Annotated in this window: 27 protein-coding genes and 1 riboswitch; of the genes, 9 read left to right on the top strand and 18 right to left on the bottom strand. The window is 45.6% G+C overall.

What is annotated here, in order from left to right:
• Nucleotides 1–248: 248 nt before the first annotated feature.
• Both VLG36_00845 and VLG36_00850 read left to right on the top strand, forming a co-directional pair.
• Nucleotides 249–461, top strand: coding sequence for a hypothetical protein (locus VLG36_00845; GenBank protein ID HSW77328.1), 213 nt, complete (start codon nt 249–251; stop codon nt 459–461).
• A gap of 460 nt (nt 462–921) precedes the next feature.
• Complete coding sequence (locus VLG36_00850; protein ID HSW77329.1) at nt 922–1,515, top strand: NUDIX hydrolase; 594 nt, start codon at nt 922–924, stop codon at nt 1,513–1,515.
• Nucleotides 1,516–1,526: 11 nt separating this feature from the next.
• On the opposite strand, the gene VLG36_00855 is transcribed toward VLG36_00850, so the two are convergent.
• A complete protein-coding gene (locus VLG36_00855) occupies nt 1,527–2,180 on the bottom strand; it encodes a hypothetical protein (protein HSW77330.1) in 654 nt (217 codons plus the stop codon).
• A gap of 188 nt (nt 2,181–2,368) precedes the next feature.
• On the opposite strand from VLG36_00855, the gene VLG36_00860 reads away from it, so the two are divergent.
• A complete protein-coding gene (locus tag VLG36_00860) occupies nt 2,369–3,634 on the top strand; it encodes a GNAT family N-acetyltransferase (GenBank protein HSW77331.1) in 1,266 nt (421 codons plus the stop codon).
• Nucleotides 3,635–3,687: 53 nt separating this feature from the next.
• On the opposite strand, the gene VLG36_00865 is transcribed toward VLG36_00860, so the two are convergent.
• The 3 genes from VLG36_00865 to VLG36_00875 form a co-directional block, all read right to left on the bottom strand.
• Nucleotides 3,688–4,665, bottom strand: coding sequence for a hypothetical protein (locus VLG36_00865; protein ID HSW77332.1), 978 nt, complete (start codon nt 4,663–4,665; stop codon nt 3,688–3,690).
• 126 nt (nt 4,666–4,791) lie between these two features.
• On the bottom strand, nt 4,792–6,507 hold the full coding sequence (locus VLG36_00870; protein ID HSW77333.1) for an ATP-dependent Clp protease ATP-binding subunit: 1,716 nt from the start codon (nt 6,505–6,507) through the stop codon (nt 4,792–4,794).
• A complete protein-coding gene (locus VLG36_00875; protein HSW77334.1) occupies nt 6,504–8,081 on the bottom strand; it encodes a hypothetical protein in 1,578 nt (525 codons plus the stop codon). The genes VLG36_00870 and VLG36_00875 overlap by 4 nt, the downstream gene beginning before the upstream one ends.
• A 45-nt stretch (nt 8,082–8,126) precedes the next feature.
• A riboswitch (adenosylcobalamin-variant (AdoCbl-variant) riboswitch) is annotated at nt 8,127–8,238 on the bottom strand.
• A 110-nt stretch (nt 8,239–8,348) separates the two neighbouring features.
• On the opposite strand from VLG36_00875, the gene VLG36_00880 reads away from it, so the two are divergent.
• The 6 genes from VLG36_00880 to VLG36_00905 all read left to right on the top strand — a co-directional run bounded on the left by VLG36_00880 (nt 8,349) and on the right by VLG36_00905 (nt 14,534).
• Nucleotides 8,349–9,017 (top strand): SOS response-associated peptidase, encoded by a 669-nt coding sequence (locus VLG36_00880; GenBank protein HSW77335.1) that lies wholly within the window; start codon nt 8,349–8,351, stop codon nt 9,015–9,017.
• 78 nt (nt 9,018–9,095) lie between these two features.
• Nucleotides 9,096–9,500: a hypothetical protein gene (locus VLG36_00885; protein ID HSW77336.1), complete on the top strand. Its 405-nt coding sequence runs from the start codon at nt 9,096–9,098 to the stop codon at nt 9,498–9,500.
• Nucleotides 9,501–9,551: 51 nt separating this feature from the next.
• Complete coding sequence (locus VLG36_00890) at nt 9,552–11,291, top strand: ABC transporter ATP-binding protein (protein ID HSW77337.1); 1,740 nt, start codon at nt 9,552–9,554, stop codon at nt 11,289–11,291.
• Nucleotides 11,288–13,303 (top strand): ABC transporter ATP-binding protein, encoded by a 2,016-nt coding sequence (locus tag VLG36_00895; protein HSW77338.1) that lies wholly within the window; start codon nt 11,288–11,290, stop codon nt 13,301–13,303. Before VLG36_00890 ends, VLG36_00895 begins: the two co-directional genes overlap by 4 nt.
• A 16-nt stretch (nt 13,304–13,319) precedes the next feature.
• Entirely contained in the window at nt 13,320–13,700 is a 381-nt protein-coding gene (locus VLG36_00900) for a VOC family protein (protein ID HSW77339.1), read from the top strand.
• A gap of 147 nt (nt 13,701–13,847) precedes the next feature.
• Entirely contained in the window at nt 13,848–14,534 is a 687-nt protein-coding gene (locus VLG36_00905) for a hypothetical protein (protein ID HSW77340.1), read from the top strand.
• 56 nt (nt 14,535–14,590) lie between these two features.
• Here VLG36_00905 and VLG36_00910 read toward each other — a convergent pair whose 3' ends face one another.
• The 14 genes from VLG36_00910 to VLG36_00975 form a co-directional block, all read right to left on the bottom strand.
• The gene (locus tag VLG36_00910) at nt 14,591–16,309 is read right to left on the bottom strand and encodes a glycosyl hydrolase family 28-related protein (GenBank protein HSW77341.1); all 1,719 of its coding nucleotides are present in this window, start codon (nt 16,307–16,309) and stop codon (nt 14,591–14,593) included.
• A 406-nt stretch (nt 16,310–16,715) separates the two neighbouring features.
• Nucleotides 16,716–17,192, bottom strand: coding sequence for a type II secretion system protein (locus tag VLG36_00915; GenBank protein HSW77342.1), 477 nt, complete (start codon nt 17,190–17,192; stop codon nt 16,716–16,718).
• A 221-nt stretch (nt 17,193–17,413) separates the two neighbouring features.
• Nucleotides 17,414–17,899 (bottom strand): type II secretion system protein, encoded by a 486-nt coding sequence (locus tag VLG36_00920; protein ID HSW77343.1) that lies wholly within the window; start codon nt 17,897–17,899, stop codon nt 17,414–17,416.
• A gap of 40 nt (nt 17,900–17,939) precedes the next feature.
• Nucleotides 17,940–18,335 (bottom strand): hypothetical protein, encoded by a 396-nt coding sequence (locus VLG36_00925; protein ID HSW77344.1) that lies wholly within the window; start codon nt 18,333–18,335, stop codon nt 17,940–17,942.
• Nucleotides 18,332–19,342 (bottom strand): type II secretion system protein, encoded by a 1,011-nt coding sequence (locus tag VLG36_00930; GenBank protein HSW77345.1) that lies wholly within the window; start codon nt 19,340–19,342, stop codon nt 18,332–18,334. Before VLG36_00930 ends, VLG36_00925 begins: the two co-directional genes overlap by 4 nt.
• A gap of 3 nt (nt 19,343–19,345) precedes the next feature.
• A complete protein-coding gene (locus VLG36_00935) occupies nt 19,346–20,785 on the bottom strand; it encodes a beta-propeller domain-containing protein (GenBank protein HSW77346.1) in 1,440 nt (479 codons plus the stop codon).
• Complete coding sequence (locus VLG36_00940; GenBank protein ID HSW77347.1) at nt 20,760–21,206, bottom strand: type II secretion system protein; 447 nt, start codon at nt 21,204–21,206, stop codon at nt 20,760–20,762. Before VLG36_00940 ends, VLG36_00935 begins: the two co-directional genes overlap by 26 nt.
• A 5-nt stretch (nt 21,207–21,211) precedes the next feature.
• Nucleotides 21,212–22,300 (bottom strand): type II secretion system F family protein, encoded by a 1,089-nt coding sequence (locus tag VLG36_00945; protein HSW77348.1) that lies wholly within the window; start codon nt 22,298–22,300, stop codon nt 21,212–21,214.
• 2 nt (nt 22,301–22,302) lie between these two features.
• Nucleotides 22,303–23,964 (bottom strand): type II/IV secretion system protein, encoded by a 1,662-nt coding sequence (locus tag VLG36_00950; protein HSW77349.1) that lies wholly within the window; start codon nt 23,962–23,964, stop codon nt 22,303–22,305.
• Between the two features lie 14 nt (nt 23,965–23,978).
• Nucleotides 23,979–24,347 carry a response regulator gene (locus tag VLG36_00955; GenBank protein HSW77350.1) on the bottom strand — a complete coding sequence of 123 codons (369 nt, stop codon included), beginning with the start codon at nt 24,345–24,347 and terminating at the stop codon, nt 23,979–23,981.
• A gap of 72 nt (nt 24,348–24,419) precedes the next feature.
• A complete protein-coding gene (locus VLG36_00960; protein ID HSW77351.1) occupies nt 24,420–24,851 on the bottom strand; it encodes a response regulator in 432 nt (143 codons plus the stop codon).
• An 80-nt stretch (nt 24,852–24,931) separates the two neighbouring features.
• Nucleotides 24,932–25,738 (bottom strand): hypothetical protein, encoded by an 807-nt coding sequence (locus VLG36_00965; protein HSW77352.1) that lies wholly within the window; start codon nt 25,736–25,738, stop codon nt 24,932–24,934.
• Between the two features lie 62 nt (nt 25,739–25,800).
• Nucleotides 25,801–26,154, bottom strand: a complete 354-nt coding sequence (locus VLG36_00970) for a hypothetical protein (GenBank protein HSW77353.1) — start codon at nt 26,152–26,154, stop codon at nt 25,801–25,803.
• Nucleotides 26,155–26,164: 10 nt separating this feature from the next.
• Nucleotides 26,165–26,914, bottom strand: a complete 750-nt coding sequence (locus VLG36_00975) for a hypothetical protein (protein HSW77354.1) — start codon at nt 26,912–26,914, stop codon at nt 26,165–26,167.
• Between the last annotated feature and the right edge of the window lie 16 nt (nt 26,915–26,930).

Here is a 26,930-nt window from a genome sequence, read left to right on the forward strand (position 1 = left end):
CAGCTCGAAAACCAGGCCAGTCGAATACGAGCCCCATACACTTGGAGTTGTTTTCCGGTCATTGTTCTTGTTCTCACTTTCACTCCTTTCTAGATTAGAAAGTATATGACGAAGTGTCCAAGATGTATGGGAGCCGGATAACGGTCGACGCGTTCATATTGACAAAAATACACTTTAATTATATAATTATTCTAGTCTCTTTGGAGACATACTGTTGGCAGCCCCCTCGAAGTGAAAGCGAGCCCATCATGCTCCTCTCTGCCTTCCGCCGGTTCCAGAACTTCCAGCGCCGTCACGGCCTCGAGTTCAACGTTGCCGGCGCCGCGACCGGATTGGTCACGGGCACGATCCTTGCCGTCGGATTCCTCACACGCAGCGACGCGACGCCCGCCCCCGCCCCGCACGGCATCGGCTGGTTGACCGGTCCGGTCCTCGCCCTCATACATGACGGCGGGATCTGACACCTGTTGGCCGTCTCATTCCTCGGAGGTGTCGAAGTCGGCGCATTGACACTTTACGTGGCAGTGCAGCTTCGCTACTTCCACACCAACCGCCACCTCGACCGCTGGCGCTGATCCAACAGCACCACCCGATGGGACCCGCAACCGCGCGGAGTCCCATCGGGCAGCTCACTAGGTTCGCATTACCTTATGCTAATCTAGACGGCTGCTACTGCCTTTTTAGATGAATTTATAGCTTGCCTTTTAGCGATTTCGCCGTGATGTTCACTTGATAGGACATCCGACACGTTCATGCCCCTAAGTGCGATAAGACCGACCCGGTGCAGAGTGTTAGCTAAGACTAACATTTTATGCTTATTAGGCTCTAATTTCGTCAACATCACACCTTAAATTGAGGTTATATAACACCCTCCACCAACAAATCCGCTATGTAGGGAAATGTTATAATCGTAAGATGAATATGGAATCGCCCAAATGGACAATAGATAGCTCCAAATACATCGTTAACGATAGATTTTTAAAACTGCGCGTCGACTCTTGCACAATACCACAAGGTGGTAAAGTAGGTACCTATTATGTTCTTGAGCTAGATGATTGGGTCAACTGCATCGCTATTGATTCCGATGATAACGTTATCATGTTAAGGCACTATAGGCATGGCGTGCAGAAACATCTTATGGAATTCATCGGTGGCGGCATGGAGAAAACAGATGCCTCACCTGAAGCAGCTGCAAAACGTGAGCTTGAAGAGGAAACGGGCTATACCGGTGGTTCCCTTTACCACGTCGGAACGAGTTATCCTAACCCAGCAAACCACACGAATCAAGTGCATACATTCTTAGCAGTCGGTGGAAAGATAAGCCAAGATCAAAATCTCGAAGTTGGTGAAACGATTACATTAGAGAAGATCCCCTTCAAGACGGTTATAAAGCAAATGAGTAAACCTGGTGCAGTATATCCGGCTATCTACCTTGCTGCCTTATTTCATGCTATGAACTTTATCCGAGCTTCAGAGAATCCAGCGTTGGCACATTTGAAGAAGTACGTTGAATAATGTGGCGAGACTTAATTTTTAGATCCTAGATCAAATTCCTCCACTATAGTATGAGGCCTTGAGAAACAAACATCTGCCCTCACGATCCCAATCCTATCCACGGTGATTGGAACATCGACTTCAACACTCTTTAACTGTTCGCGCACGTCGCTGACAAGAATTCGTTTTTTATATCTCGCCTGCGTAGAATGGATGAATCCGGAATCAATAATCCGTCCGCCAAGACGAGGCAAATCCATTAGTTCGTCTCGTATCTTCGAGATCTGTCCTTGATCCTCCCCGCGCAGGATGATAGCTCCAGACCCAACTTGAAGACGAGTAAGTCTTACCTCGAACGGGTCAAGGCTGCTTGCTATTGCCCTAAGCCTATCTCGATAGAGACCGACGTTACTCTCAATGAACTGTATGACGTCATGATCTTCGTAGCCATCGACCACCGAAGTAAGGTTCATAATTGTGATATGTCGTGATCCATAGGGTGAAAGATAGAGGACATCTTTCAACCGCTCCTGAATATTTGCGTCCAGAGAGTTAAGTCGATCATTATCCTCTTTCGTGAGTGTGTATGCTATGCCAAAGTATGTAATTGGTTCGTTATAATTGTCGAGCGGATTTGTTTCTTGCATAGTAAGTAAAGACCTGAGCTTATAGAGTTTTTCAATCATTGTTATATACCAAGTTCATTGACAAGGCGAGCCCTCGTGCTGTTTAGTTTAAATTAACATATTCCATACCTAATCATACATTACAGACATAATTCCTGTCTTCGTCACCGAAGCTATGAGTAAAGCAGCTCTCTGTATATTAAAGTTGTATACAACCTTGCGAAAATAGTATATAATTTTATTTTTACATGCACGAGAAGATTCCCAACACATCACCCGACATAGCAGTACATGGAACCGGTTGGCTCGATCAAGTTGACGATCGGTTTCTCGATGAGTTGACAGACAACGAGGAGACCGAGCTCGCCGGTTTACATATCGAACTTGATGCCATACTGGGCGAACTATTTGCTCCCAGATATTACGTTGATAGCCGCGAAAAGGATATTCAGCTAACATACCTGCGATCTATATTACGGTTGAAACTTGCACGTATCAGCGAGCTTACCACTGGTTATCCGCAAACCGGTTCGGCTGCATCTGTCATTGCCACCAAAGAGGCAAGCGGACACGATCTCAATCCCCACTTTAAACTCGAGCGACGAATCGATTTTTTTAACGCATACGCTGATGAAGTTGCAAGAGGCGAGCAAGCTGCATTCGGAGACAATGCCTTTACGACACAACAGCTTAATCACTACACGGCACGAAAACCCGGCAATAACACTTCCGAGAGTCCTATAGTTGTTGGTCATCTACGACGCAATCTCGAGACATATGAGATTACAGACGAACTTTGTTCCTATATGCTAGTCCTTTGCTCATCTCATCCCGACGGTCCAACCGCATTCGATAGGGACCTGCCAATCGACACAGTCTATCTTAATGGAATTTGGGTCAAGCCTGAATACCGCCAAGAACATTTAGGTAGCGAGCTCGGTGACGAACTACTAGCAGATGCGAACAATCGGCCCATATATGCTTCTGTCAAGGCAGATAACTTTGGCATGATGCACCTCCTTTCACGCCTTGGCAAAAATTATCGCGACCCTAACTATAAAACAGGGCTTCAGTCTGGACGAAGTAGAACGCTCGAGCTACTCTACTGGCATCGTTATTTCGGTGATTCACGGCTCGACAACCGCGTAATGACCGTGTACGACCCTGGCATTTTTATTCCTGATTCAATCGCGACCGTGCGCCAAGAAGATATCGTTAAACTGCATGAGGTAAAACAAAATCTTGGTCGTGATCGAATTGCAATATATAACGGACCTATATATAACTCGGCTGGACTTCCACGAAATTATCGCGTCGATGCCGCAGTTAGCTTGCTACTTGACGACGGAGAATATGTCGGTATTCCCCTTGGTAATTACCGCTTATACGTTCGTGTCGATTCACTTCCGCTAAGAACTGCCCGCAACATTCGCAGACGTTATGACGAAGTTGACGAACGGCGTGAGCGTGACCATATGACTCGTTTTGGCCGGCGAATATTAGCTCTAAACTAAGGAGTTAACCTAGATTGAATGTTGGAACGGTAAAATACCGCTTCAATATCGTCCTATTTCACCAAGGTTTCTGCCATCCGAAATGCTTCAGATATGATCTTTACCACATCGTGAGTTTCCATGTCAGGATCGTAGAAAATATTATGGTAGTTAGTTGGTGAGATATGGAGGGTACGAAGAATTTCCCATACTTTATCCTGCTGAGCTCTCATATAGCTAGGAAGCACTACAAGATGGGTAATTTTCTGATTCTCAGGTTTCAAGAAGGCTGCTGCATCTAGTGCCTGACATAGCCATCTTCCCTGTTTAGTTCGTAGGGTAATCCGTTGGTAAAGCGGGTTTTCAGCATTGTCATTAACAAAATGTATTTCATCATCGTGATAAGCAATGAGACCGTGCGATTCGAGTCGATTCACAAGGTTTTCAGCGTCAATTAATTTAGAGCTTTCTGGAATCAAGAGAAAATCTTCGCCGTCAATTGCATCAGCGGATATAACAGATACATCCTGAAACAGAGTGATCAGACTTGCCCGAAAGTCTTTTATGTTTTCTTTCGTAAAATGAGGTGCTTCCTCATGCCCGTGGGTGTGACCTTTCCGGCTATTATACTCGTCGTATAAAGAAATCAGTCGAGCAGAGGGCAGAAAAGGACGTATTGCACGTGCAAGACTAAGCCCAACCTTATCTTCAGGGATAAGGTTCGTGATTTTCATCTTCCCATCGAATTGAAGATAGTCTATTAGATACGGACCGAGTGTTTCAAATTCTATAGGCGCACCTTGATTACGAACAGTGACGAGCGTATCGAGCTGCGCCCGCGAAAAGTCTACTCCGTGGATTTGATATATTTGATCAAGCTTGCTTAGGCTCTCGGTTAACGCGCGAGACGATCGTTTCGAAAACCCTCCATCCGCTTCTTGAGAATTCAAGATTCTAGCGATGCCACTTACACGCTCACTATGAGACCCATGGGCCATAAGCATTTGCAAGTATGCAGGAACTTCCCCTTCGTTATATGTAGGATGAATCATTATATACGTATTATGTCTGTAGTATTTATCTCAAAATAGCATTTAAAAACACACCTGTAAAGAAGAACGGATCATATCATAAGTCGAGCTTCCAGCTCAGATCTCAACTCGATTAAAGTGAACAGCTCATACATGCCTCCCCAGCCATGACTCGCTGCCAATGATTGTTATAGGTCCATGCAGTTGCCCGCTTACGATTCGCTCAGCAAGTGGCATCTCAAAGTGTGTTGCTATAAGACGCCTTACTGGCCTGGCACCAAATAGTGGATCATATTCTTGGTGTAGCAGCTTCGCAAGATATTGGTCTGGCACATCGAACGTAATCCCAAGACGAGAAAGGCGCACCCCTAATCTAGTGAGTTCTCGTTGCGCGAGAGCAACGAGCTGCAGTTCGCTAAGAGGCTTATATACTAAAATCGCATCGAATCTGTTGATAAACTCGGGACGGAATTGGCTGAGCAGCAGCGGCATGAGGGATGTCCGTAAAAAGTTAGTACTGTTTACATCAATCCCATTTACATGAGCGTCCGCAATTTCTCTACTACCGATATTCGAAGTAGCTAGTAGTAATGTTTGAGTAAAATCAACTGTTTTTCCGCTCGAATCCGTAAGGCGACCATCATCGAGTAATTGCAAAAAAACATCGAACAACTTGGGGTGAGCCTTCTCGATTTCGTCTAACAACACGAGTGAATACGGCTGACGATCGACAGCACCGGTAAGCTGACCACCCTCTTCGTAGCCTACATATCCTGGTGGTGAGCCTGTAAGGCGCACTGCACTGTGTGACTCACTATACTCACTCATGTCCAAACGGATCATCGCTTTAGGGTTAGCATACACTTGTTCGGTAAGTGCCTTGGCCGTTTCTGTTTTACCTACACCAGACGGACCAAGTAGCAAGAATGAGCCACGAGGCCGCGAATCATCACCGATGCCAAGCTGTGAGTTGATCATTGTGCGAGCTATAGTTCTCGTAGCCGAATCTTGCCCAATAATGGCGTGGCGGAGCCGTCCCTCAAGGCCCACCAAATACGCGGCACCGTTGGCGTCCAAGCTAGCGAGTGGCACTTTCTCACGTTCAGAAATAGCATCACGTACATCGATGAGTTCGACTTGTTGCCGACCTTCAAAAGCCACCTTCACCGCTACTTCCTCAAACAGCCGAAGCGCCGTATCAGGTAACACTCTCCCGTGTCCATAACGTCTGCTCAAACTGATAGTAAGATCTGTTACTTCTGGTGCAATGACCATTGTCTGACCCGAGGCAACATTTTCTAAAATTGCACCAATTGTTTCCGGACTCAGCTCAGCAAGTTCAAGCGGCACAAGTGTGCGATTAAAAATATAATCTTTATGAAACGTACGCCGAAATGCCGTTTCTGTTGTCGTAACGATAAGTCGAATACCCGAATGAGACGTGATCGCCTGCAGAAGCTCAAGCGTCTGTTCAAGCCGGCTGGGATCGTCCGTCGCTAACAGCTGTATATCCTCAACAACAATAATTGCCTCCTGAAGTCGCGCCATTTGAACACGAAGTGCATCAAAACACGCACGTAAACTGTCCCCCGCAACAAATAGACTCAAGATAGGAGCCGTATCAAGCACATATACCTTAGCGGGTAACTGCGGGATAGCGCCTTCAAACACTCCCAGAGTTAGCATTTCGATCAGAGTACTCTTTCCAACTCCAGGTTCACCGATAATAACCGCATGGTGATGAGTAGGACGCAGTAAGATTTGCACCAAGCGGCGAAGTTCATCGTCTCGACCAATTACCTCTGTGAACGAATCTGTTTTGGTTGTAAGATTACGAAGACGAATGGAAAGCGGCGTACTCATACAGCCAAGCTCTCAGCACGAGCTTTTCGTGCTCGTTGTGTTATACGAGAAGATTCGAACGAAATAACAATATCATCGCCACCCTCCGTAACGTTAAAGACGCTTGTCTTAGAGATATTAGGCATAACGAAGCTAGCCCTCTCCCACGCTGCTGGTTCGACAGCATGCAGCATCGCTTTTTTAGACTGACGAGATGTTATTTCAGGGTTCAATGTTCTGGCAACCTCACCTCTCTTTGACTCTTTACGTAGTGTCGTCGAAGTCTCACGGAGAGTGAATGTTTCCCGTTGACTCTCCTCCATCCGCTCATCGACACCATCCTCCCGAGTAGTAACCTGTGACACTTGTTCTTCTTGGTCCTCAAGAGGTCGAGTCGTTGCAACTTTACGTTCTGCCCGAGGAGGCGGCTCTACATAGTGATAAGGTCTCACCACCGTCCGCTCCTCAACTAGAGTCGCGCGAGCAATTACATCAGACTCGAGCAAAACGGGTGCTTGTTCTCGCACATAAATAGTCTCGTTCGGCTGGAATGTTACAGGAGATGTTTGTGATCGGTCCCCTACCCGCATTTCTGTGCCTTCTATCCGCGGTTCGTAAGGATCATCTAGTAGTGTCTCGGCCAGAGGCTGCTCCACATCAGCCGCGACATAATCCTTTATTTCAATGGCAGCTACCACCAACTCAACAATAGGTTCATCTATTTCATCTTGGTCGTCAACAATCGTCGCTGTTTTTTCGAACACTTCGGTTTTAAACACAGAAGGCGCGAGCTTTGCATCAGCATCAACAGATTTCACCACCCCGTCCGGCTCGACCCTGATACCAGCGCCTTCACCTACCTCCGCCACATAAGCTGTAGTCGGTTTAGCTCGTTCAACCTCACCTTGTGCCACAGCCACGACATTCAGCTCCGAGAAGATCTCGACAAGCTGTTCTACAAGACTCACTTCATATGGTGATACGTTCTCTATCTTTGGTTCACCAATACTTATATCCAAATCATAACTCTCTGAATTGGTGTCAGCTAGAGCTACGTCACGCCCCGAGACCTCGTAAGATGGGTCGACACTAACCCCCACCCCATCGCCCGATGACGACTCGAAACTATCGTAGTCAGAACCTCTGTCAAAGTTGGCTTCTGGCTCTTCTCGTAACTTCGGCCGCTCCTCGGATCTAGCGCTCAGGGTAAATGTTTGTCTTCCATCAACAACACCATCAAATGTAAATGTCTGGATAGACCATACCTCCATCTCATCTGTACTACTGGGCGCCAAGATCTCCACTATTGCCTCACCGCCAAGGAGTGCTATTTGGACAGCCTGCTGCTGCTCATCGTTTAATAGTAGTGGCAAAGTAGAACCCGTCTCTCCACTATCCTCAAGCGGGTAAAAGCCGTCGTCCTCTACCACATATTTCTGAATTGTAGCTCCATATTCCTGAGTACGTTCGGCTTCAATTAAGTTCGAGGACTCATATATTCCGCCTATAGAAAATTCGAGATCACCTTCAATAATAATGTTCACCTCGGGCGTCTCGTATTTGTAATCAGTTTCTTGTTCGACCCCTATTTCCATCTCTCTCCCCTTTTGTGCTCGGGCCGCTTCTAGAGGGCGATAAAACCTTCCGTTACTCTCTGCGGCGAAGAGCACAGTTTCATCCGAGGACTGGTTTTCTGACTTTACAGTTGCGCGACAGTGAGGGAACTTCGCCCTGCTTGCCCAGTTACCTCGGAGTATATATAGTGTGTCTTTATAATACGAATACCGTAGCCCTGGTGTATGTGACATAGGTCACAACCTGCCGAAACCTGAATATCACGAGAGTAGAGTATACTAAACAGTATGATCTCTCGATACAGCCTTTACACCACAGCCGATCTTCGTGACCGCTTTACCCTCGCCGACGGTCTGCCAAAGGGCATTAAACCTCGCTACAATATACATCCAACTTTACAGGCGCCGGTTATCCTTAATAAGAACGGCCACGCGGTAGTAGAACAAATGAGTTGGGGTCTTACTCCTAAGGGTACGAAAAACACCAACTCCGTTTTTCGCTATAAAACCTATAATGTACCCTCTGAAAAAGTACTCACCAAACATAGTTGGGAAACCGCCGTTCGACATAACCGCTGCCTCATACCCGCCAATGGTTTTTATCAATTAGTCGAACAAGGTAACAAAAAACAGGCATACTATATTCAGCTAAAAGATACTCCGATTTTTGCCTTTGCTGGAATATACAGTAGTTGGGATGACGGCAATGAAACACATTCAACATACTCTATTATTACGAGCGACACGCCTTATGCACTACGCAACATCAGCGATCGCATGCCTATCGTACTAAGCCGGAGTGAAGAAACACGATGGCTTGACACTTCCATCACCGATGCAAACGCGTTATTTGATATGCTTCGCCCGATATCGAGCGAGCAACTACTTGTTAGCGAAGTGAGCGCAGACATTCATTCGCTCAAAATAGATATGCCTCAACTTATCAAACCTCTTTAAATCTCCCCAGCAAAGTGATCTACACCACAATGCTGCATGTGCTATGCTATAAACATAAGTAATAAGAGGTAATTCATCATGAACGAAGAACGCGATCAGAAGACTACCGAAGTACGTGATACAAAAGTACAGCAAGGCAACACAAACATTCGTCGTCAAAGCGTCACGACGGCAACAAAGGTAGATGCCGGCGTCGTGGCACGGCGTATCGTCTACTACCTGGCCGGCGTTATTATCGCACTACTCGTACTCCGTATTGTGCTGCTCATGCTAGCAGCAAACCAAGGGTCCGGATTTGTTGATTTTGTTTACGCTCTGAGCGGTCTTTTCGCTATGCCTTTTTATGGCATATTCAACTACCAGCCAAGTTATGGCCAATCTGTGTTTGAAATCAGCAGCGTCGTTGCGATTGTTGTGTATGCACTCGTAGCTTTCGGCATTGCAAAGTTATTCACACTTACAAAATCAGACGACGAAGTCTAAATTCTATACAGGAATTATAATGCTTTCGTAGGGTATAATAAGTAGAGTATTATGCGCCAGTTAATCCGCTATCTTATCCCTTATGTCTTATGGTTTGCCGTTTTGGTTGTACTTGTCTATGGCCAAACAGCGGTAACATTAAGCCTACCCGACTACATGGCGAGCATTGTCAATAAAGGAATTATTGGCAGTGACACAGGATATATTATTAGTACCGGCCTATGGATGCTCTTTATTACCTTGCTCGGTGGGCTTTGTACTATTGGTGTCAGCTTTGTAGCCTCGCGCATAGGAACAGGATTTGTTCGTCGCCTGCGTCTTGCGCTCTTTGAAAAAGTAGAGAACTTCTCACTCAACGAATTCAATACATTCTCAACCGCATCACTCATTACTCGCGCGACAAACGATATGCAACAGTTGCAACAAACCCTAGTGCTACTTCTACGCATGGCACTTATCGCACCGTTTATGGGTGTAGGCGCTATTATTAAGGCCTACCAATTATCGCCGGCTATGTCATGGATTATGGCGGTCGCTATTGGAGTACTTGTCGCAATCATCGTCACACTATTCATTATTGTTGTTCCTAAATTCAAAAAAATTCAGCTGCTCGTTGATCGACTCAGTCTTGTCACGCGTGAGATGCTCACAGGCGTACGAGTTATTCGTGCTTTTCATAAAGAAACGTTCGAAGAAAAGAAATTCGATACCGCCAACAAGCAATCCGTCAAACTCAATCTGTTCGTTAACCGCTCTATGGTGATTTTACAGCCAAGCATGATGCTTATTATGAGTTTCACCTCCCTGGCAATCATTTGGATAGGTGCGCACTATATCGAGACGGGCAGCCTTCAGCTCGGCGATATGTTGGCATTCATGCAGTATGCAACACAGGCAATCATGGCCTTTCTTATGCTTTCATTTATTTTTATTCTAGCTCCGCGTGCACTCGTATCAGCCAACCGTATTAACGAAGTACTCGGTAGCGAGTCAACTGTTCGCGACCCTGAAAAGCCTCAAAAATTACCCAAAATCGCTAAAGGCGAGGTCGAGTTCCGTGACGTGAGCTTTGCTTATGCCGACTCAGAGGAACCAGTGCTTTCACATATCTCTTTTACCGCACAACCTGGCGAGACAACAGCTATCATTGGCGGAACGGGCAGTGGAAAATCGACGCTTGTTAATCTCATTCCGCGACTTTACGACGTAAAAGACGGTGTAATACTTCTCGACGGCATTGATATTCGTACCGTTACGCAAGCGGATGTTCGAAGTCGAATAGGTTACGCGGCACAAAAAGCGACGTTATTCTCTGGAACAGTAGCTAGCAACATTAGTTACGGTAGTCGTATATCACAAGAGCAAATCGAAAAAGCTGCTACCATTGCGCAGGCATCAGGATTCATTGAGTCACTTCCTAAAAAGTATGACGACCAAGTTGCACGAGGTGGTTCAAATCTCTCTGGTGGACAAAAGCAGCGCCTATCGATTGCCAGGGCAATCGCAAAACAGCCAGTCGTCTACCTTTTTGACGATAGCTTCTCAGCCCTTGACCTTAAAACTGATGCCGCTTTGCGGCGCGCCCTCGCTAAGGAAACCTTAGGAAAAACAGTTATTATTGTTGCTCAACGCATCAGCTCAATCATGCATGCTGATCAAATTATCGTGCTTGATAACGGAAAAATCGTTGACACAGGAACTCACAAAACACTCCTTGAGACATCAAAAGTATATCGAGAAATCGCCGAGTCCCAGCTCTCAATTACAGAACTTGAAGGAGTTGCCTCATGAAACCCGACAACGCCAGCTCTAATGCCAGTGCCAGCCCCCGAGGTTTTGCCGGCCGCGGCCCGAGTATGATGATGGGGGCACCTGGAGCAAAACCAAAACATTTTAAAAAGACACTTAAAACTATTGCTGGATACCTTCGTCCGCACATATTCAGGCTTATTCTTGTTATCGTTTTTGCCATTGCAAGTACCGTGTTTATGATCTTGAGTCCACGTATTCTAGGTAACATGACCAACAAAGTTGTAGATGGCTTTGTTGCAGGCCAGGCCTACGATAGAGTCATAAACAACCTACCGAAAGGAGCAAAACTACCGACAGGAACAACGGGTGCAACAATCCTCAACCATCTATCTGCGAACCAAAAAAAGCAAATTCCGACTGCACAACAAGACACACTGCGAAATATCGACTTTTCAAAAGGTCGTCCAGGCATAGACTACGAAGCAATCATGATTATCGGATTATGGCTTGCTGCTCTGTATGTTATCAGTTCGCTATTTTCTTACCTTATGGGCTGGATAATGACAGATATTACACAGGATCTCGTGTACCGACTTCGGCAAGATATATCTCTCAAGATTAACCGAATGACGTTAAGCTATTTCGACCACCACCCATACGGTGAAGTTATTAGCCGCGTGACGAATGACATCGATACGATTGGTCAAAGCTTAAACCAAAGTGCCACTCAAATCGTAACCTCAGTCGTCACAATTGTCGGTATTTTAATTATGATGCTTACTATCAGTTGGCAGCTTACGCTCGTAGCTGTCGTTGTACTCCCGCTCAGTCTCGGTATTATATCTCTCATCGTCAAACGCTCACAACGTTACTTTATGGGCCAGCAAAATAGTCTAGGTCAACTTGATGGACATGTTGAAGAAATGTTCTCCGGCCATATTGTCATGCGTACCTATAACGGCGAAAAATCATCTATAAGTGCTTTCTCTAAAGTCAATCAACAGCTCTTTAAGAACGGCTGGAAATCACAATTTATGTCTGGGCTAATGATGCCGATTATGCAGTTTATTAGCAACCTTGGATTCGTCGGCGTTGCTGTACTTGGCGGATGGCTCGCTATTAACGGCAAGCTCAGTATTGGCGATATTCAGGCGTTTATTCAGTATATGAACCAGTTCACCCAACCAATCATGCAAACAGCCAACGTTGCTAACGTCATGCAGGTAACCGTCGCAGCCGCAGAGCGTGTATTCGATTTCCTGGAAGAACCAGAGGAGTCCCGCGATACGGCGACAACATCGCTCCCTGAACACATTGCCGGAGGCGTAGCATTCGATAATGTGAACTTTAGTTACTCCAAAGGTACGCCTATTATTAAAAACTTCAATGCTCACATCAAACCAGGTCAAAATGTTGCTATCGTAGGTCCAACCGGTGCTGGAAAAACGACAATCGTAAACCTTCTAATGCGTTTTTACGATGTGGATAGTGGCAGCATCTTAATCGACAACATTGACAGCCAACTGCTTAATCGAGCAGATGTGCGACAGCTCTTTGGCATGGTACTTCAAGATACATGGTTGTTTAATGGGACAATCGCAGATAATATTTCATATGGTAAAGCTGGTGCGACAAAAGAAGAGGTTATAGCTGCCGCAAAAGCCACTCATGCCGATCACTTTATCCGCACACTTCCAAAAGGCTATGACACAATTCTTGGCGAGGAGACGGACAATATATCAGCGGGTGAAAAACAGCTGCTTACTATTGCTCGCGCTATGCTTGCCAATGCTCCTATGCTTATTCTTGATGAAGCCACGAGTTCAGTCGACACACGAACAGAAGTTCTTATTCAACAGGCGATGGAAAGACTTATGCATGGCCGAACTAGCTTCGTGATTGCACACCGTCTTTCAACAATCCGTAACGCGGACATGATTCTTGTTATGAATGCAGGAAACATCGTTGAGCAGGGCACGCACGATGAACTTGTTAAAAAGGGCGGGTTCTATAATACCCTATACGCTAGCCAATTTGATGCAGCTGAATAAATAAAAAGGAGTTTTAATGTTTGAACCAATATCAACTTTTAGCGGATTCTCTGTCGATGATCTCGCTAAGGCCAAAGAATTTTACGAAACTAAACTTGGATTAAAAACAGAAGATGCTATAGGCGGTGCGCATATTTTTCTACCTGGTGGCGCAAAGGCATGGATGTATCCAAAAAAAGATCATACGCCTGCTAGTTACACTATGTTAGATTTCGTTGTGGATGATATCGATATTGCAGTCGATGTACTTACTAAGCAAGGTGTCGAATTTGAACGCTATGATCAAGCTCCTCAAGACGATAAAGGTATTCTACGTGGCAAAGAAAAGAATATGGGACCAAACATTGCATGGTTTAAAGACCCCGCGGGTAATATACTAGCGGTCTTAGAGCAATAGTTTAACCAGTCGGGAACTACTTCGCCTCCTCGCGATGTTGAGGTGAGGCTATATGATTTGACATATCATACTTTTTATGGTAAACTTAAGCATAATCCAAAATAGTTTGAGAGACTATCAGGTGTGAACCATAACGGAAGGACTACCATGAAGGTAAGTAAACTCGTACTCTTAGCAGGTATCATTAGTATTGTAGGCATTGGAAGTCTCACCTCAACAGCATTCGCCTGGCATCCAAAAGGTGTGATTGTCAAAAAAGTCCAAAACGTAACAACAAATAGCGTCCTGAGCGACGCGGACACGTCCGCTACAGCCATTGCAGCCAAACCTGGCGATACACTTAGGTATGTCATTACTGTTACTAACAATGGCGCCGTTGACAACAGCGGCAATAATGACATGGCAAAAACCGTCATGACTGACACTCTTCCTTCTGGAGTAGAGCTCGTCAGTAATCCAGCTCAACGTCAAATTAGTGAAAACCTAGGAACAATTAAGCCCGGTAAATCAGTCACTAAAGAATACCTCGTAAAGGTAACTTCCAGCACCGATGGCTCAATAACAAATACTGCTTGTTTCACTGGCAATAGTACCGCCAACGATAATCCTCAACAGGGCTGTAACCCTGCTGTCGTTACCGTTACCGTACCTGAAATCCCCGTTACGCCAGTAACTCCCGTAACCCCTGAGCAACCTGTCACGGAAACTCCTGCGGAGCTACCACATACTGGTATGGCAGAAAATGTTATTATGAGTAGTCTTATTTTGGGCGCAATCGCGTATATTAGCTATCTTTATTTCAACAGCCGCCGCGAACTTACAAATATCCAATAGTATATTTTTACCACAAACAAAATGACCGCTTCACAGGAAGCGGTCATTTTAAATATTTACAGGAGCGTCCACTGCCACGTTGGCGCAACAGAGTACGTCAGCGTGATGGTTTTGCCGCTAGGTACGCATACCGTACCAGGAGTAGTTGACAATTGGCTTGTTCCATCAACAGCAATGCCTGTCACAGTACCGCCAACGATAGTCACCATCGCATCACGCCAAAATGGATTTTGCAACGCAGTTGTTGAAGTTGGTATAGTTGGTGCCGTGACCACACCGACTCCCTGATCTTGATTTATAACCTTAGCATGAGCACCACCATTAACTCCATATGATGCACTTAATGCCTGCTCGAGCGTTAGACCTCCGTCACCACCATTACTTCCAACATAAATTGTTCCATAAGCTGCGTTATGAGAATCATTAACAATAAAATGACCGGACCCCGTCGTCCATTCAATATCGAGACAGAGAATATCGAGCTTCGTTACGGCCGTACTAGCAAATACGACACACTGTGTACAATTCTCAATTGAAGCATAGGTGACGATGTTACGATGCGGAAAGCCAGACGATGGCCAAATCACCAATCCGTCGAAACAGTTAATAAGTCGTAGTGAATTAGCTTGGACATGCTCATAAACAATCAAACCGTACACAAGCCCTTCACATGAGAAGAAGCCGATATTACAGTTGTCATTGTTATTCGTCTGTGGCATCGCTAACCCAAATGCCCAGTTTGGTGAAGGAGGTGTCGGAGCACCTGTGACGGTAGAACGCGCAAGGACCGAGGCGCTTAGTACATTGGCCTCCGCCATTCCTCTAAAATCAAATCCGCATATATTACCATTCTGTGGTACTTCAATAGTGATCCCATCGACGACGACGAGCATATTATTCCACGTGTCAGACGTGCCGTTGCTTGATGTTCCACTTCCACCAAAACCAAAGTGAGGCGTAGGCCCACCTAAGACGGAGACTTCACCAGTTGCAGGCACACCAGTACCTGCATTATATGTTGATCGCAGAACAGCGCCAGCCTCTTGTGGTACTGTCTGTTGCCAGTGATAAAGCGCGCTTGCATCAACGGCACCCTTTAGAACAAGAACGAACTTTTGTTTTGCAGGCGTGAATGCTGGATCGATAACTGGCAACGGAATCTGTGCACTTCCGTTTGTAGCTCCTCCTGTTGTTGGGTTACCGGCAATGAGATAGACGGCTGGCGGAAAGTAAATCTCGGCGTAGTATGTTCCATTAGCAACACCAGCTGCAAATGCGGCATTAATTGCATTTGTGATAGCTACAGTATCGTCAGTCGTACCGTCACCTTTTGCACCATATGCCTGCACGTTAAACACATGCGAAGGGTTTGCAAGTGGCGTTAGATTAGTCAGACTAAAACTTGCTCCACTTGTGAAGGCTGTCGTAACAGCGTAACACATCCCTGAAAATGCGATAAGATCATTAATTGCATACGCAGTCGATGCAGCCCAGGCACCCCTAAACGTAAGACGTGCATTAAGATCGGTCGTTAAATTAGCGACCGCGCTCTCAGGGAAAGAATTACTTGGCACGACTGGCGCGGTTGAGAATGTTTTTGTGCCGCCAATTGTCTCGTTGCCTGTATTGTGAACAACGGCCGTATTGTCAGCCTTTGTAGATATCGTACCTGTTGTCTTAAGGGTACCGTCGGCATTATGCTCGACGCTTAAAAAGTCATTGAGAACATTCCCCCAAGTGTCGGTGTCACTGCCAGGGACAGGAAGTCGAGCCATATTTTTTATAATCCCCTACAAAGTTAGTACTTATTATGATAGGCTATGCGGTTATGTTTAGTCAATACTATAGTAATGAGCTTTAGCTATTGTGGCTTCCCGAGTTAGAGATTGTGATAATAAAAACTGCACTCGTCACTGCTCGAAAAGAATAGTATCTTTTTACCCTGCGAGCAATTCTTACATTCTTTTTCTATTTCGTCGAAGTCGACATACATCTCATCTCTTGCAAATGCCAAATCACATATTTGTTTCTTGTCTGCAGATGCCGGTGCCACTGTCTTGTTTACGGACGGCCACCATAGAAAGTTATCCCAACCAGCGCGGCATTTTAATAAATACATATTAACGGCAAGATGAGCGCAATTTTACAAGCGCTCATCCTATTATATTATCCGTCAACTGGCTAGCGATTAACCGAGATAGCTTTGCCGTTCTCTGCCGCTGGCGCTGCTACAACTAGTCGTCCATTAGCGTCTTTGTTAATCTTGTAGCCAGTACCGTTAGTCGCACAAGTAGTTGCACACTGTGGATCCTTAGGAAGCGAGACAACATACTTGCCTAAAGCCGTAAGAGGTGTGAGATCGATAAGTCCCGTACAACTAGCTGCGCCCGTCGCACAGATTTCAGTAGCTGCTGTTGTAATGCCAGCTCCACCGCCTGCGGGTGGCAATGAACCGTTATCTATAGAATACTGGTAGGTTGCATTAAGAATAGTCGTTACGTCTGCAGATCGCTGCGTGTTACGTGAATCACCCAATTGCTTGGAAGGGTTTACTGCAATGATAACGATACCTGCGAGAATCGCGATGATAGCTACGACAAGTAAAACTTCGATGAGGGTGAAGCCTGACTTTTTATTGTTTCTCAATTGTTTAAACACTTTTATTTCTACCCTTATAGTTTATTAATCAATGATTAAGAGCCGTAGCGATATAACACAAGTATAGCGAAGAATATACATAATGCAGTGAACAAGAATACTAAAAACGTCACCGCCTTACTCTGTGATAATTCTAGCTTGCTGTTGTAGGTTGGAGCTTTAGTGCGAACTTTCGCCTTAGATCGCGTTGTAATTGGTTTTTTTGAGGTACTCATATAGCACTACCTCGTAACCGAAATAGTTTTACCATTTTCAGCATTTGGTGCAGTAACAGTCACACGGTTGTTAACATCCTTTGATATTTTATACCCGTTACCGTTGGCGTTACAGTTAGTAGGACATTGAGGATCGATGGGAATCGATACAAGGTATTTTCCAGCAGTCGTTAGTGACGTACCGAGATCCACAAGTGTTGTACATGTACCTCCTGTTTTACAGATTTCTGTTGCTGTGGTTGTAATACCGACACCCGTGCCATTGGCCGGGAGTGCACCACTATTATCCAATGCGTACTGGTAGGTTGCGTTAAGAATAGTCGTTACGTCCGCCTGACGCTGAGCATTACGTGAATCACCCAATTGCTTGGAAGGGTTTACTGCAATGATAACGATACCTGCGAGAATCGCGATGATAGCTACGACAAGTAAAACTTCGATGAGGGTGAAGCCCACTTGTTTATTAGATTTTATATGCTTGAACAATTTCATTTTTCCGCACCCCTTTTACTTTTATAGTTCAAGCACTAGCCTAACTTACTTCTTGCCATGATGTAACGCTTATGCTTGTTGATCCAATTGTAACATATGCTTGTATCTTTCTTACAACAATACCGACAGTCGCCGATATAGCGATACTCCGTGTTGTTCCCGTGAGCACTGTCGTCACATACGTACAGCTTCCCGCACCGAGAGAGAGTGTGTTAGTTCCTGCAAAAGCGATGTTATCGTGTGTGACCTGTAGCGCTTCTTCGGTACATGCGTTTGCGAGATCCCTCGCCTGCATAGACTGCTGCTCAGCTAGAGTGTTTCGCTGGCTATCTGTTCCTGTGAGAAGCACTGTCAGTCCAATTGCCGTTGCTGCTGCGCCAACAATCAGCACAGCCAGTAGTGCAATATATCCTGATTCTTGAAAACGTCGTCTCACCACTGCACCTCCGCCGACCCCGTAAAGGTCTTCTGATAATCATACTCATTTTTGGAGCTTGGATTAAAACGAGTCAGAGTAAAGCTAATCTGAACAACCCCTGGCGTTCCCGCTGGTGAGAGATTCTTGAAGGTAAGTCCGTTAATCTGTACTTTACTATTCGTGAGTGACACAGGGGATCCAGCGCCCTCCGTGACCCTCAGTGAGCTGACACTGCTTATACTATTAATTGGCGCATACATTGAGTTCAAGTCAGAACTTGTTGTCCCCCCAGACCAAGTAGCTGGCCACGTTCCGAACGTCTGTGCCAGGTATATACCCGTACCCGTGGTACTGAACCGAAGATTGTTGTCGGCAGCAAGTAACCCATTATTGTTGTAGACAAGCCAGTATGTCTGTCCACTCGTCACCGCCGTCGGGGCTATAATAAACGCGTTCCACGCGCTCGGGGTGAGTATCGTTGAAGGACTACTTGCGATCAGTGTTGTCGGAGCTGACGTGCCACTATAGATAGCCATCTGTCCCATATTGTTTGGACTCGCCGCCACTGTCGGACCAAGAAGAGCATAGAGAGTTGTTATAGTCCCTGTTGCCGACGCAGTGAACCTTGTCGCATTCATTGAGTTCTTATCCGCATTATCTGTCGTTCCACCATCCGTACTAACGCCCAGAATTGTGTTGCTTGTTGTATCAAATAGCGTCGGACTTAGCGTACCAGTCGGCACAACAAGTTTCAGATTAGCTGCCATACCAGCTCGTGTTGGTATCGAGATAGATGTCGAATTGCGGATCGTTTGAGTGATATAATCCATTACCGCCGCACCCTGCTGGTTGATCTCCGAAATGGTTTGATTCTTCAGTCTCGAGTCGGCAGCCATCGCAAAAAAGTACGATACAGATAGAAGCAAACCACCGACAATTGCAACGTAGAGCAGTAGTTCTATAAGCGTAAAGCCAGAACTTCTCTTCTGCGTACTTTTGGTTGTAGAAAAATAAAACCTATTCATAGATTAGTTCCTCGTAAAGACGATGGACTCTAATGTTGTTGAAGCACTAGCACCAGCAGCAACGTCAAGCGATTTATCATAACTAATACCGTTAACACCAGCAGTTGTTGTTGCTGATTTAGAGAGCGCCATTGCTGCCAGGTTCGCTATATTTACCACCTGGAGACCCGTCGATGTACTAGCATTCGCCGCAAAAGCAAACTGGTTTGTGATATCAACGTCTAAGTCAGTAATCGTTGCGATCACAGTAAACGACCCTGTAACTGACGGCGCAGTGGGAGTTGTCACGCTAATAGCATAGAGCGTCGTCGCACTCCCGACCAACACGTTCGTGCCAAATCCCGTTACCGACGTACCACCAAGAACATTAGGAAGCTGAAATGCGCTCGCAAGCGTCGGGCTACTTGGCGTCGTGATATTCACGACGATTAACCCCTTATTTGTCGCACTTGTTGCAAGGTAGGCGTAGTTACCCGACACATATATTTGGAATATCGTGACGTTAGGACCATAAGAGCCAATCAGCGTTGGAGCAGCTGGATTGGAGACATTGAGAATGCTTAGTTCGGCCACACCAGCATTGGATGTTCTGCCAAAGTAGGCCGTCGTGCCACTCACAAATATCGCTTTACCGTCAGCTGTACCCGCAGGAGTATACGACCCGACTTGCGTCGGTGCTGCAGGGTTGGTGATATCCACAATAACAAGCTCTGCCGTTGCGTGTGTGCACGTAACATAAGCCTTGGTCCCGCTCACAAATATATTTGTCGGTACTTCACTAGAAGGTAACGTAATCGCACTGACGATAGTTGGGGCGGCTGGATTAGAGATATTCGTCACGGCAAAGTTAGCAGTACCGGCGGTACTAACAACAGTGTATGCGTAGTTCCCTTGGGTACGAACCTTAACTGCTGCGTTCCCTCCTGTAATTGCAATACCCCCTGCTTGAATAGCATTTGACCATAATTTTATATTGGGCAGCCAGTTGCTGAGTTGATCCGTTGCAGTTACCGTCCCGGTGACCCCATTCTGCTCCGTCCAAGTAACCGTGCTTGTCACCGACTTGCGGTTTGTGCCCGCAGCAGCAATGACAATCTGACGCGTGTATATTCCGTTGGTGTCAGATGTACCCGAAAATGCCCATAGCCCAGATGTTTGCGTTAGACCATACGTACCAACAACAAGGTTAGCATACGTAACATCACGCATATCCTTCACCGCCTGAAGACCTTCGTCCGCCATCTGTAGGGCACGTACTCGATCTCCTGCGCCACCCGTTGCGGTGCGACCGTAGACAATTGCACCAATAAGTCCTGTTGTTAAGAATCCAAAAATAACCGCAGCAAGTAGCACCTCAACAAGAGAAAAACCGCCCTGAGATCTCAAGGGAGATGCTAGAGTACGTCGGATAAACGCCTTAATAATTAACCATCCCTTTGGCATTGATGGTTATTGTCCTCGTATCGACAGGGGTAGCTGACAGAGTTATTGTTCCTGTCGTTCCTGGGGCTGCGGTGAATTTCGTGAAGAGCACCTCTGTTAGGCCACTAATTGTCGTCGAATTATCGATCGGCTGTGTTTCATCAAACGCTGTATTACGCCCCGCAAAACTAGATCCCTTAAAAAGAGTCGCGACTGTTGGTTGTATCTCGACCCCCCATGGACTGTCTCCTGTCACGCTTCGAGAATAGACCTGTGCACGCCGTAGCATATCTGCAATTGACTGCGTCGATATATCAAGATTATTCCGATTTTGAAACGATATATAGATTGGCAATGATAGGCCGGCGAGCATAGTAACAATTGCAACTGACAGCAGAAGCTCAATGACCGTAAATCCACGCTCTTTATGTCTAATTGCCACCCTGCTCATGTTCCGAGACCACCTACAAGACTATAGATAGGAAGAATGACCGCGACAGCAACCATAAGGACGCCTCCTGCAACCAGAACGAGAAGGATCGGCTCCAGCACCACCTCCAAGCTCTGAGTAGATACATCGGCTCTTTCCTCATAGATATTGCCAATTTCAGTCAACGTCTCAGGTAAGGCAGCTGATCGTTCACCGGCGATGATCATTTGTTGAATTGCCGGAGGAAGAAGTTTCTTTGCTTCCTTGTATTTCATCAGGCTTTCTTTGAAACTATACCCATCTTCAAATGCGCCTTTTAGATAAAGATAAAATTTCCTATACCGAACCGATGAACTGGCATCATAAAGCAACTGGAGAGCCTGTGTAACAGACAAACCCGCGCTAAGTAACGTACCAAGAAGATAGCCGAATCGAGCAATTTCCACCTCGTATAACAATTTCGAAACACCTGGGATACGGTACATCAGGCGCTGGCCAAGCCCTTTTGTCTTCGGATTTGCAAATAAAAGATAACATAGAAGTATGATTATCACCAATCCGCCAGGAACAGCCCAAATGCCGTTATTCTGCAAGAAGGTACCAAAACCAATCAATATTTGTGAGATTAGCGGAAGGTTAAGTTTTAATTGAGAAAATGTCTGCGCAAGGCGAGGGAGCAAGAACCATGATACGCCGATACCAACAAGTCCAGTGACGCTTAGCACGAACGTAGGATAAAGAAGCGCCGAGCGAATCTTGGATTTAAAAACACGTTGTTTTTCTTCCTGTTTAGCTGCCACCCTTAAATTATCGACAAGCCTCCCCGCTTGTTCACCAAGTTGAACAAGCGCGAGTGTCTGACCCGACACAATACCACTTCGATCAAGTGACTTCCAGAGTTGCATACCCTCTTCAACATCCGCTTGCATTTGCGTCAACGCCTGGTTAAGCGGCTTCGAACCGCTCACTTCACGCATTGATTGAAACGCTTCACCAATTGGAACGCCTGCCCTTAGCAATAGGGCAAGGTTAGAAGTAAACGATTCGCGATCTTTTGACCTAATATGGAATCGCTGTATCTTTCTCGAACGCGGAGCTTTAGACATAATTACTTCATCTCGCGTGGCGGTTCGACCACTCGCACAACTTCTTCAAGGGAGGTGACGCCGCTCTTCACCTTTGAAATACCATCTTCAAACATTGGTTTGCCACCCTGCATACGCGCGAGTGCCTCGATCTCGCGAGTAGATGGACTCTTAATAATGAGGTCCTGCATCTCGGGAGTTACTTCAATAAATTCGAAAAGTGCACTGCGACCAGCGTACCCGGTATCATTACACACACCACAACCCTTGCCGGCGTAAACACTATCCTCTTTTGAGAAGTATCGCTCAACAAGGCCAATATTCTTAATCTTTAAGCCGGCCAAAGCCTCGGCAACGGGAAGACTATAGCGACAATGTTCACATATTTTACGAACCAGACGCTGTGCAATGACGACTTCAAGGGTTGAGGCAAGAAGAAATGGCTCTATTCCCATCTCGACGAGACGAGGAATAGCCGTCGCCGCATCATTAGAGTGAAATGTTGAAAGTAGCAGATGACCGGTCAACGCAGCATTAACGGATATCTCTGCTGTTTCCCTATCGCGAATCTCACCAACAAGTATAATATTTGGATCTTGACGAACAATTGCTCGTAGACCTTTTGCAAATGTGAGCTCGGACTGCTCGCGTACCTGAATTTGGTTTACGCCAGTCATTTTATACTCAACCGGATCTTCAATACTCGTAATATTAACATTAGGTTTGTTTAAGAGCTTTACGATCGCATAGAGTGTCGTCGACTTGCCCGATCCCGTTGGCCCAACCGTAAGAATCATCCCGAAAGGTTTTGTTGCATATGACTGCAACGCATCTCGATGTGCCTCATCCAAACCAATATCCGCAAGCGTATAGTCTTGGACATACGATCCAAGAATACGCATCACTACTTTTTCACCCTCTACTGTTGGTACAAGGGAGACTCGAAGATCTACCTTAAAATTATCATAGACGCGCTGCAATGCGCCGTCCTGAGCTGTATAGTGCTCATCGATGCGCATGCCACTCTCAACTTTTACTCGATTAAGGATGTTATCGTAATACTCTTTCGGCACCCTTCCTGCTTCACGCAGACTCCCGTCTACACGAAAACGAACGTTGACTATATCCACCTGCGGCTCAAAGTGAATATCTGATGCCCTATAAGAGATCGCGTCTTTAATAATCTCATCAACAATTTCAGGAGCTACCCGCTGACCCGTCCCAATAATCTGAGAAAACCTTGTTTCAAGAGGTTGTTCATAGAGACTGAAACTATTCTCAATATATTCGGGTAGCGTAAACGCCAGACCAATCTTCTTTCCAGGAAAGAGGGGCGAAAGTTTACCTATATCTACCTTATCCGGCGTATCTGTTGCAAGAACAGCCATTGTATCTGTCGCTTTAACAAACACGACACGATTCTCACGGGCAACGTCTTCAGTAATGTTCGCGACGTCCTCTTTAGATAAAGGATTGATACTCAAATCAGCGAATGGAAGTTTATAGCCCTCAGCGAGTGCTTGACCAAGTAATGCTTTACTTAAGAGTTCAGCACGAATCAAATAATCAACATACCCCGCACTATCGTGTGCTGTTGCTTCAGCGGCCTTACTATCTTCTTCAGAAATATAACTTTCCTGAAGCAAGACTGACTTTATTTTATCGATACTCGGATACACACCCACCCCTAAATTTTGTTTTAGATCTTCCGCACCTCATCAATAATAGTCGTTAGCGGCGTATCAGACTTAATAAAGAATTTCTTGGCGCCAAGCGCAACTACACGCGCCTCATCTTCATGTTGGCTCAAATTAGATAGCACGAACACCGCCGATGGAGCATTCTTTTTCGCCTTTAACGCCTCGAGCACCTGAAATCCATCCATGACGGGCATAATAAGATCAAGAAGTAAGACGTCGAACTTTTCTTTATCAACAAGATCGAGACACTCCTGGCCGTTCGTTGCAACGACAACAGTAAATCCCTCATGCTGCAGTTTAAGTTCAAGCGCATGCGAGAGAGGTCGTTCATCCTCGACAATTAAGATGTGTTTCTGACTATCAGCCATATTATTCCTCGGTCCTTATGTTGTATTCTAGCACGGCCATCACTGACCGTCTATTCACCATTTGCCACTTCATCACACTTTTGACACAGTACTTGCAGCTAAAGACTCTTCGTCACTCGTACCGTCGATAAAACTACGAATCATTTGGATGATCTCGTCTAATCGATAATCAGCCTTTAAAATATACTTCTTTGCACCAAGCGCCAACATATGGTGTACCTTGTCAGGACTGGCCGAGTTACTGACGACAAGAACGGGAAGGTGTTCCCATTTTGGATTTTGTTTAAGTTCCAACATAAACGCAAGACCATTCATATCTTTTAGATAGTAGTCGAGCCAAATAGCATCAGGAAGCTCGTCGAGACTTTCTAGATAATCGACTGCTTGTCTACCGCTCGCACACGAGATAACATCGAGGCCGGAGTTTTTAAGCTTTTTACTAATCGCTTGTAGTAAAAGTGTTTCATCTTCAACTACCATAATCGTTGGATTTTCTTTAGACATAAGCTCATTGTAGCATATGATCTCGTGTAGCATTTGATTTGGTAAGATGCGAGACTCAGATGACAGCCTGAACAGCCCCACTAATAACCGGTGGTTCTATAGAACTCGTATCCAGCTTTCATAAAGAGCAAACCAGCAATAATAATTAGCATATCGCTGAGATCCGTAACTGGATCCTGTGTTGCAGTCGTAAATAGCCCATCGGTGAGTAGTATAGTAATAATCAGGAAGGAGATAAGAAATCCTAGGCTTAGCCAGGCCATCGTACGGATATAATGTGCGCCAATACGATCTTTTACTCGCAACATAACAAGCCCGGCAACAAGGTAGAGCAGACCACTCCATACAAGAACTGCGTTTGAGAGATCGTAGGCAAATTCAGTTGTTCCTGCCAGCAATGTAACATGAGGCAGGAGCGTGCTTAGAATCATCAGGACTACAACACTCGATATAACAGCCCACGCCCGAGTGAGCAGTGTTTCGGTACCCACAATCTTGGCGAGACTACGAGTACCTATGTATGCTGCAAGTCCACCGAAGATAAACGGAATACCCAAGCCACCATAGACAACCCATGGCGCATTCCACAGACTAAACCCGTTAACAACAGGAAGTTGTGCAGTTCCTATCGCTGTCATGATAATACTAATAACGATTGCTGTATATGCACGACGCACACGAATCTTATACGAATTCAAACTCATAACGAAGAGAATGGTCGCTCCTAGGAGCAGTACCGCTGATATAGAAGTCATTCCAAGAGGTGCGTGAAACGTGACTGGCGTATCTTTCCAGTCAGAAGGCGTCTGTACGTAAAAGTATGTCCCTAACCCACAGAGAATTGCGACAATTATTGTTGCTACAACGACCTTATTCGCCAACTTCATTATGTTCCCCTTCCAAATATGTAGTCATTATTCGCGACACCTTCCATGTACTATCAAACCGATCATATTTTTGCCAATTCGTCCCAGAAAACTTTATTTGCTACTTTCTCTGACGTAAAAGTAGCACGGACTCTTGCCTCAAGACCTTCCTTTGTAAAAATCTGAGCTGGTTCATTAGTAATAAGGTGCTGAACTAGCTTTATGTAGACGCCTGCCAATAACACTTGATCCTGCTCCGAAAGTATCCTCTCGGGTCCAAGGCGAGACGTAATGTTACGAAGTGGATCGAGTATAGGATCTATCGACTGAGGGTTTGACGCCAGAGATGCAAGATAGACAACAACATCTATAGGCGAGGCACTCACCATACTTACTGTCTTCTGCTGACTTCCGAAAAAAGATTTTATCCACGACATGTGAGTACTCCTAGTATAAACTTATCTTATTAAACGCGTATGCTGATTTGATCCAAAGTATGCCTAACACAATTGGAAGAAGCAAAAGCGGCAGAACTTTGGTTTGACCAGCAAAATCGAATGATGCAAGTAGCACTACGCCCGCAGCGGAACTTAATAATGTCACAAAGAACCAGGCAAGCGCATTTGCAAATGCAGGTCCCGATGACTGCTTAATCTTCAGTACACCGAATACTGTAAGTGAGAAGGGCACGATAGGCATAGTGGTCAACGTAAGATGCATGTCGAATACTGACTGCTCTAGGTGGAGTAGTCTAACCATCACGAAGGTGATGACTCCAACAAGCAGTGCAAGAGAGACCATGAGTTTTACTGATAAAGTGCGGGGCGTCAAGCCAAGAACGCGTGCAAATAGTCTCACCCCAAGAAATATCAATACGCTAGCAACAAAGTATGACACATCCGCACCACCCTGAAGAAACCATTGACTCGTCCATAGGTTAAACACTCCAAAAATCGGATATTGCAGGCTATTGAATCCAATAAAGGCTATACCTAGGCATATAACTTTGTACGCTTGGCGCAGTTGAGGTTTGAACGTTTCAAGACCCTCTAGGTATATAACGGCAGAACCAGCATAGAGAATCGAAAACATAAAAGTCCCAATGAGTGTTTCATAGTACGCCTGAGCGCCACCATACACGTATCCTGCAGGCATTGGAATTAGAAGCGACAGTAGCGGAAGTACGACTGTAGCCACAATTACGCATATCAAC

This window comes from Candidatus Chromulinivoraceae bacterium, from assembly GCA_035478595.1.
Classification (GTDB): Bacteria; Patescibacteriota; Saccharimonadia; order Saccharimonadales; family Saccharimonadaceae; genus CAMLKC01.

Bases quoted from the DNA above. Each gene is read 5' to 3' on its own strand.
- VLG36_00845 (HSW77328.1), top strand. From the start codon at position 249: ATGCTCCTCTCTGCCTTCCGCCGGTTCCAGAACTTCCAGCGCCGTCAC.
- VLG36_00895 (HSW77338.1), top strand. From the start codon at position 11,288: ATGAAACCCGACAACGCCAGCTCTAATGCCAGTGCCAGCCCCCGAGGT.
- VLG36_00930 (HSW77345.1), bottom strand. From the start codon at position 19,342: ATGAATAGGTTTTATTTTTCTACAACCAAAAGTACGCAGAAGAGAAGT.
- VLG36_00970 (HSW77353.1), bottom strand. From the start codon at position 26,154: ATGTCGTGGATAAAATCTTTTTTCGGAAGTCAGCAGAAGACAGTAAGT.
- VLG36_00960 (HSW77351.1), bottom strand. From the start codon at position 24,851: ATGTCTAAAGAAAATCCAACGATTATGGTAGTTGAAGATGAAACACTT.
- VLG36_00860 (HSW77331.1), top strand. From the start codon at position 2,369: ATGCACGAGAAGATTCCCAACACATCACCCGACATAGCAGTACATGGA.
- VLG36_00875 (HSW77334.1), bottom strand. From the start codon at position 8,081: ATGGAAATAGGGGTCGAACAAGAAACTGATTACAAATACGAGACGCCC.
- VLG36_00870 (HSW77333.1), bottom strand. From the start codon at position 6,507: ATGAGTACGCCGCTTTCCATTCGTCTTCGTAATCTTACAACCAAAACA.
- VLG36_00920 (HSW77343.1), bottom strand. From the start codon at position 17,899: ATGAAATTGTTCAAGCATATAAAATCTAATAAACAAGTGGGCTTCACC.
- VLG36_00905 (HSW77340.1), top strand. From the start codon at position 13,848: ATGAAGGTAAGTAAACTCGTACTCTTAGCAGGTATCATTAGTATTGTA.
- VLG36_00955 (HSW77350.1), bottom strand. From the start codon at position 24,347: ATGGCTGATAGTCAGAAACACATCTTAATTGTCGAGGATGAACGACCT.
- VLG36_00885 (HSW77336.1), top strand. From the start codon at position 9,096: ATGAACGAAGAACGCGATCAGAAGACTACCGAAGTACGTGATACAAAA.
- VLG36_00965 (HSW77352.1), bottom strand. From the start codon at position 25,738: ATGAAGTTGGCGAATAAGGTCGTTGTAGCAACAATAATTGTCGCAATT.
- VLG36_00865 (HSW77332.1), bottom strand. From the start codon at position 4,665: ATGATTCATCCTACATATAACGAAGGGGAAGTTCCTGCATACTTGCAA.
- VLG36_00900 (HSW77339.1), top strand. From the start codon at position 13,320: ATGTTTGAACCAATATCAACTTTTAGCGGATTCTCTGTCGATGATCTC.
- VLG36_00890 (HSW77337.1), top strand. From the start codon at position 9,552: ATGCGCCAGTTAATCCGCTATCTTATCCCTTATGTCTTATGGTTTGCC.
- VLG36_00855 (HSW77330.1), bottom strand. From the start codon at position 2,180: ATGATTGAAAAACTCTATAAGCTCAGGTCTTTACTTACTATGCAAGAA.
- VLG36_00935 (HSW77346.1), bottom strand. From the start codon at position 20,785: ATGCCAAAGGGATGGTTAATTATTAAGGCGTTTATCCGACGTACTCTA.
- VLG36_00910 (HSW77341.1), bottom strand. From the start codon at position 16,309: ATGGCTCGACTTCCTGTCCCTGGCAGTGACACCGACACTTGGGGGAAT.
- VLG36_00850 (HSW77329.1), top strand. From the start codon at position 922: ATGGAATCGCCCAAATGGACAATAGATAGCTCCAAATACATCGTTAAC.
- VLG36_00945 (HSW77348.1), bottom strand. From the start codon at position 22,300: ATGTCTAAAGCTCCGCGTTCGAGAAAGATACAGCGATTCCATATTAGG.
- VLG36_00880 (HSW77335.1), top strand. From the start codon at position 8,349: ATGATCTCTCGATACAGCCTTTACACCACAGCCGATCTTCGTGACCGC.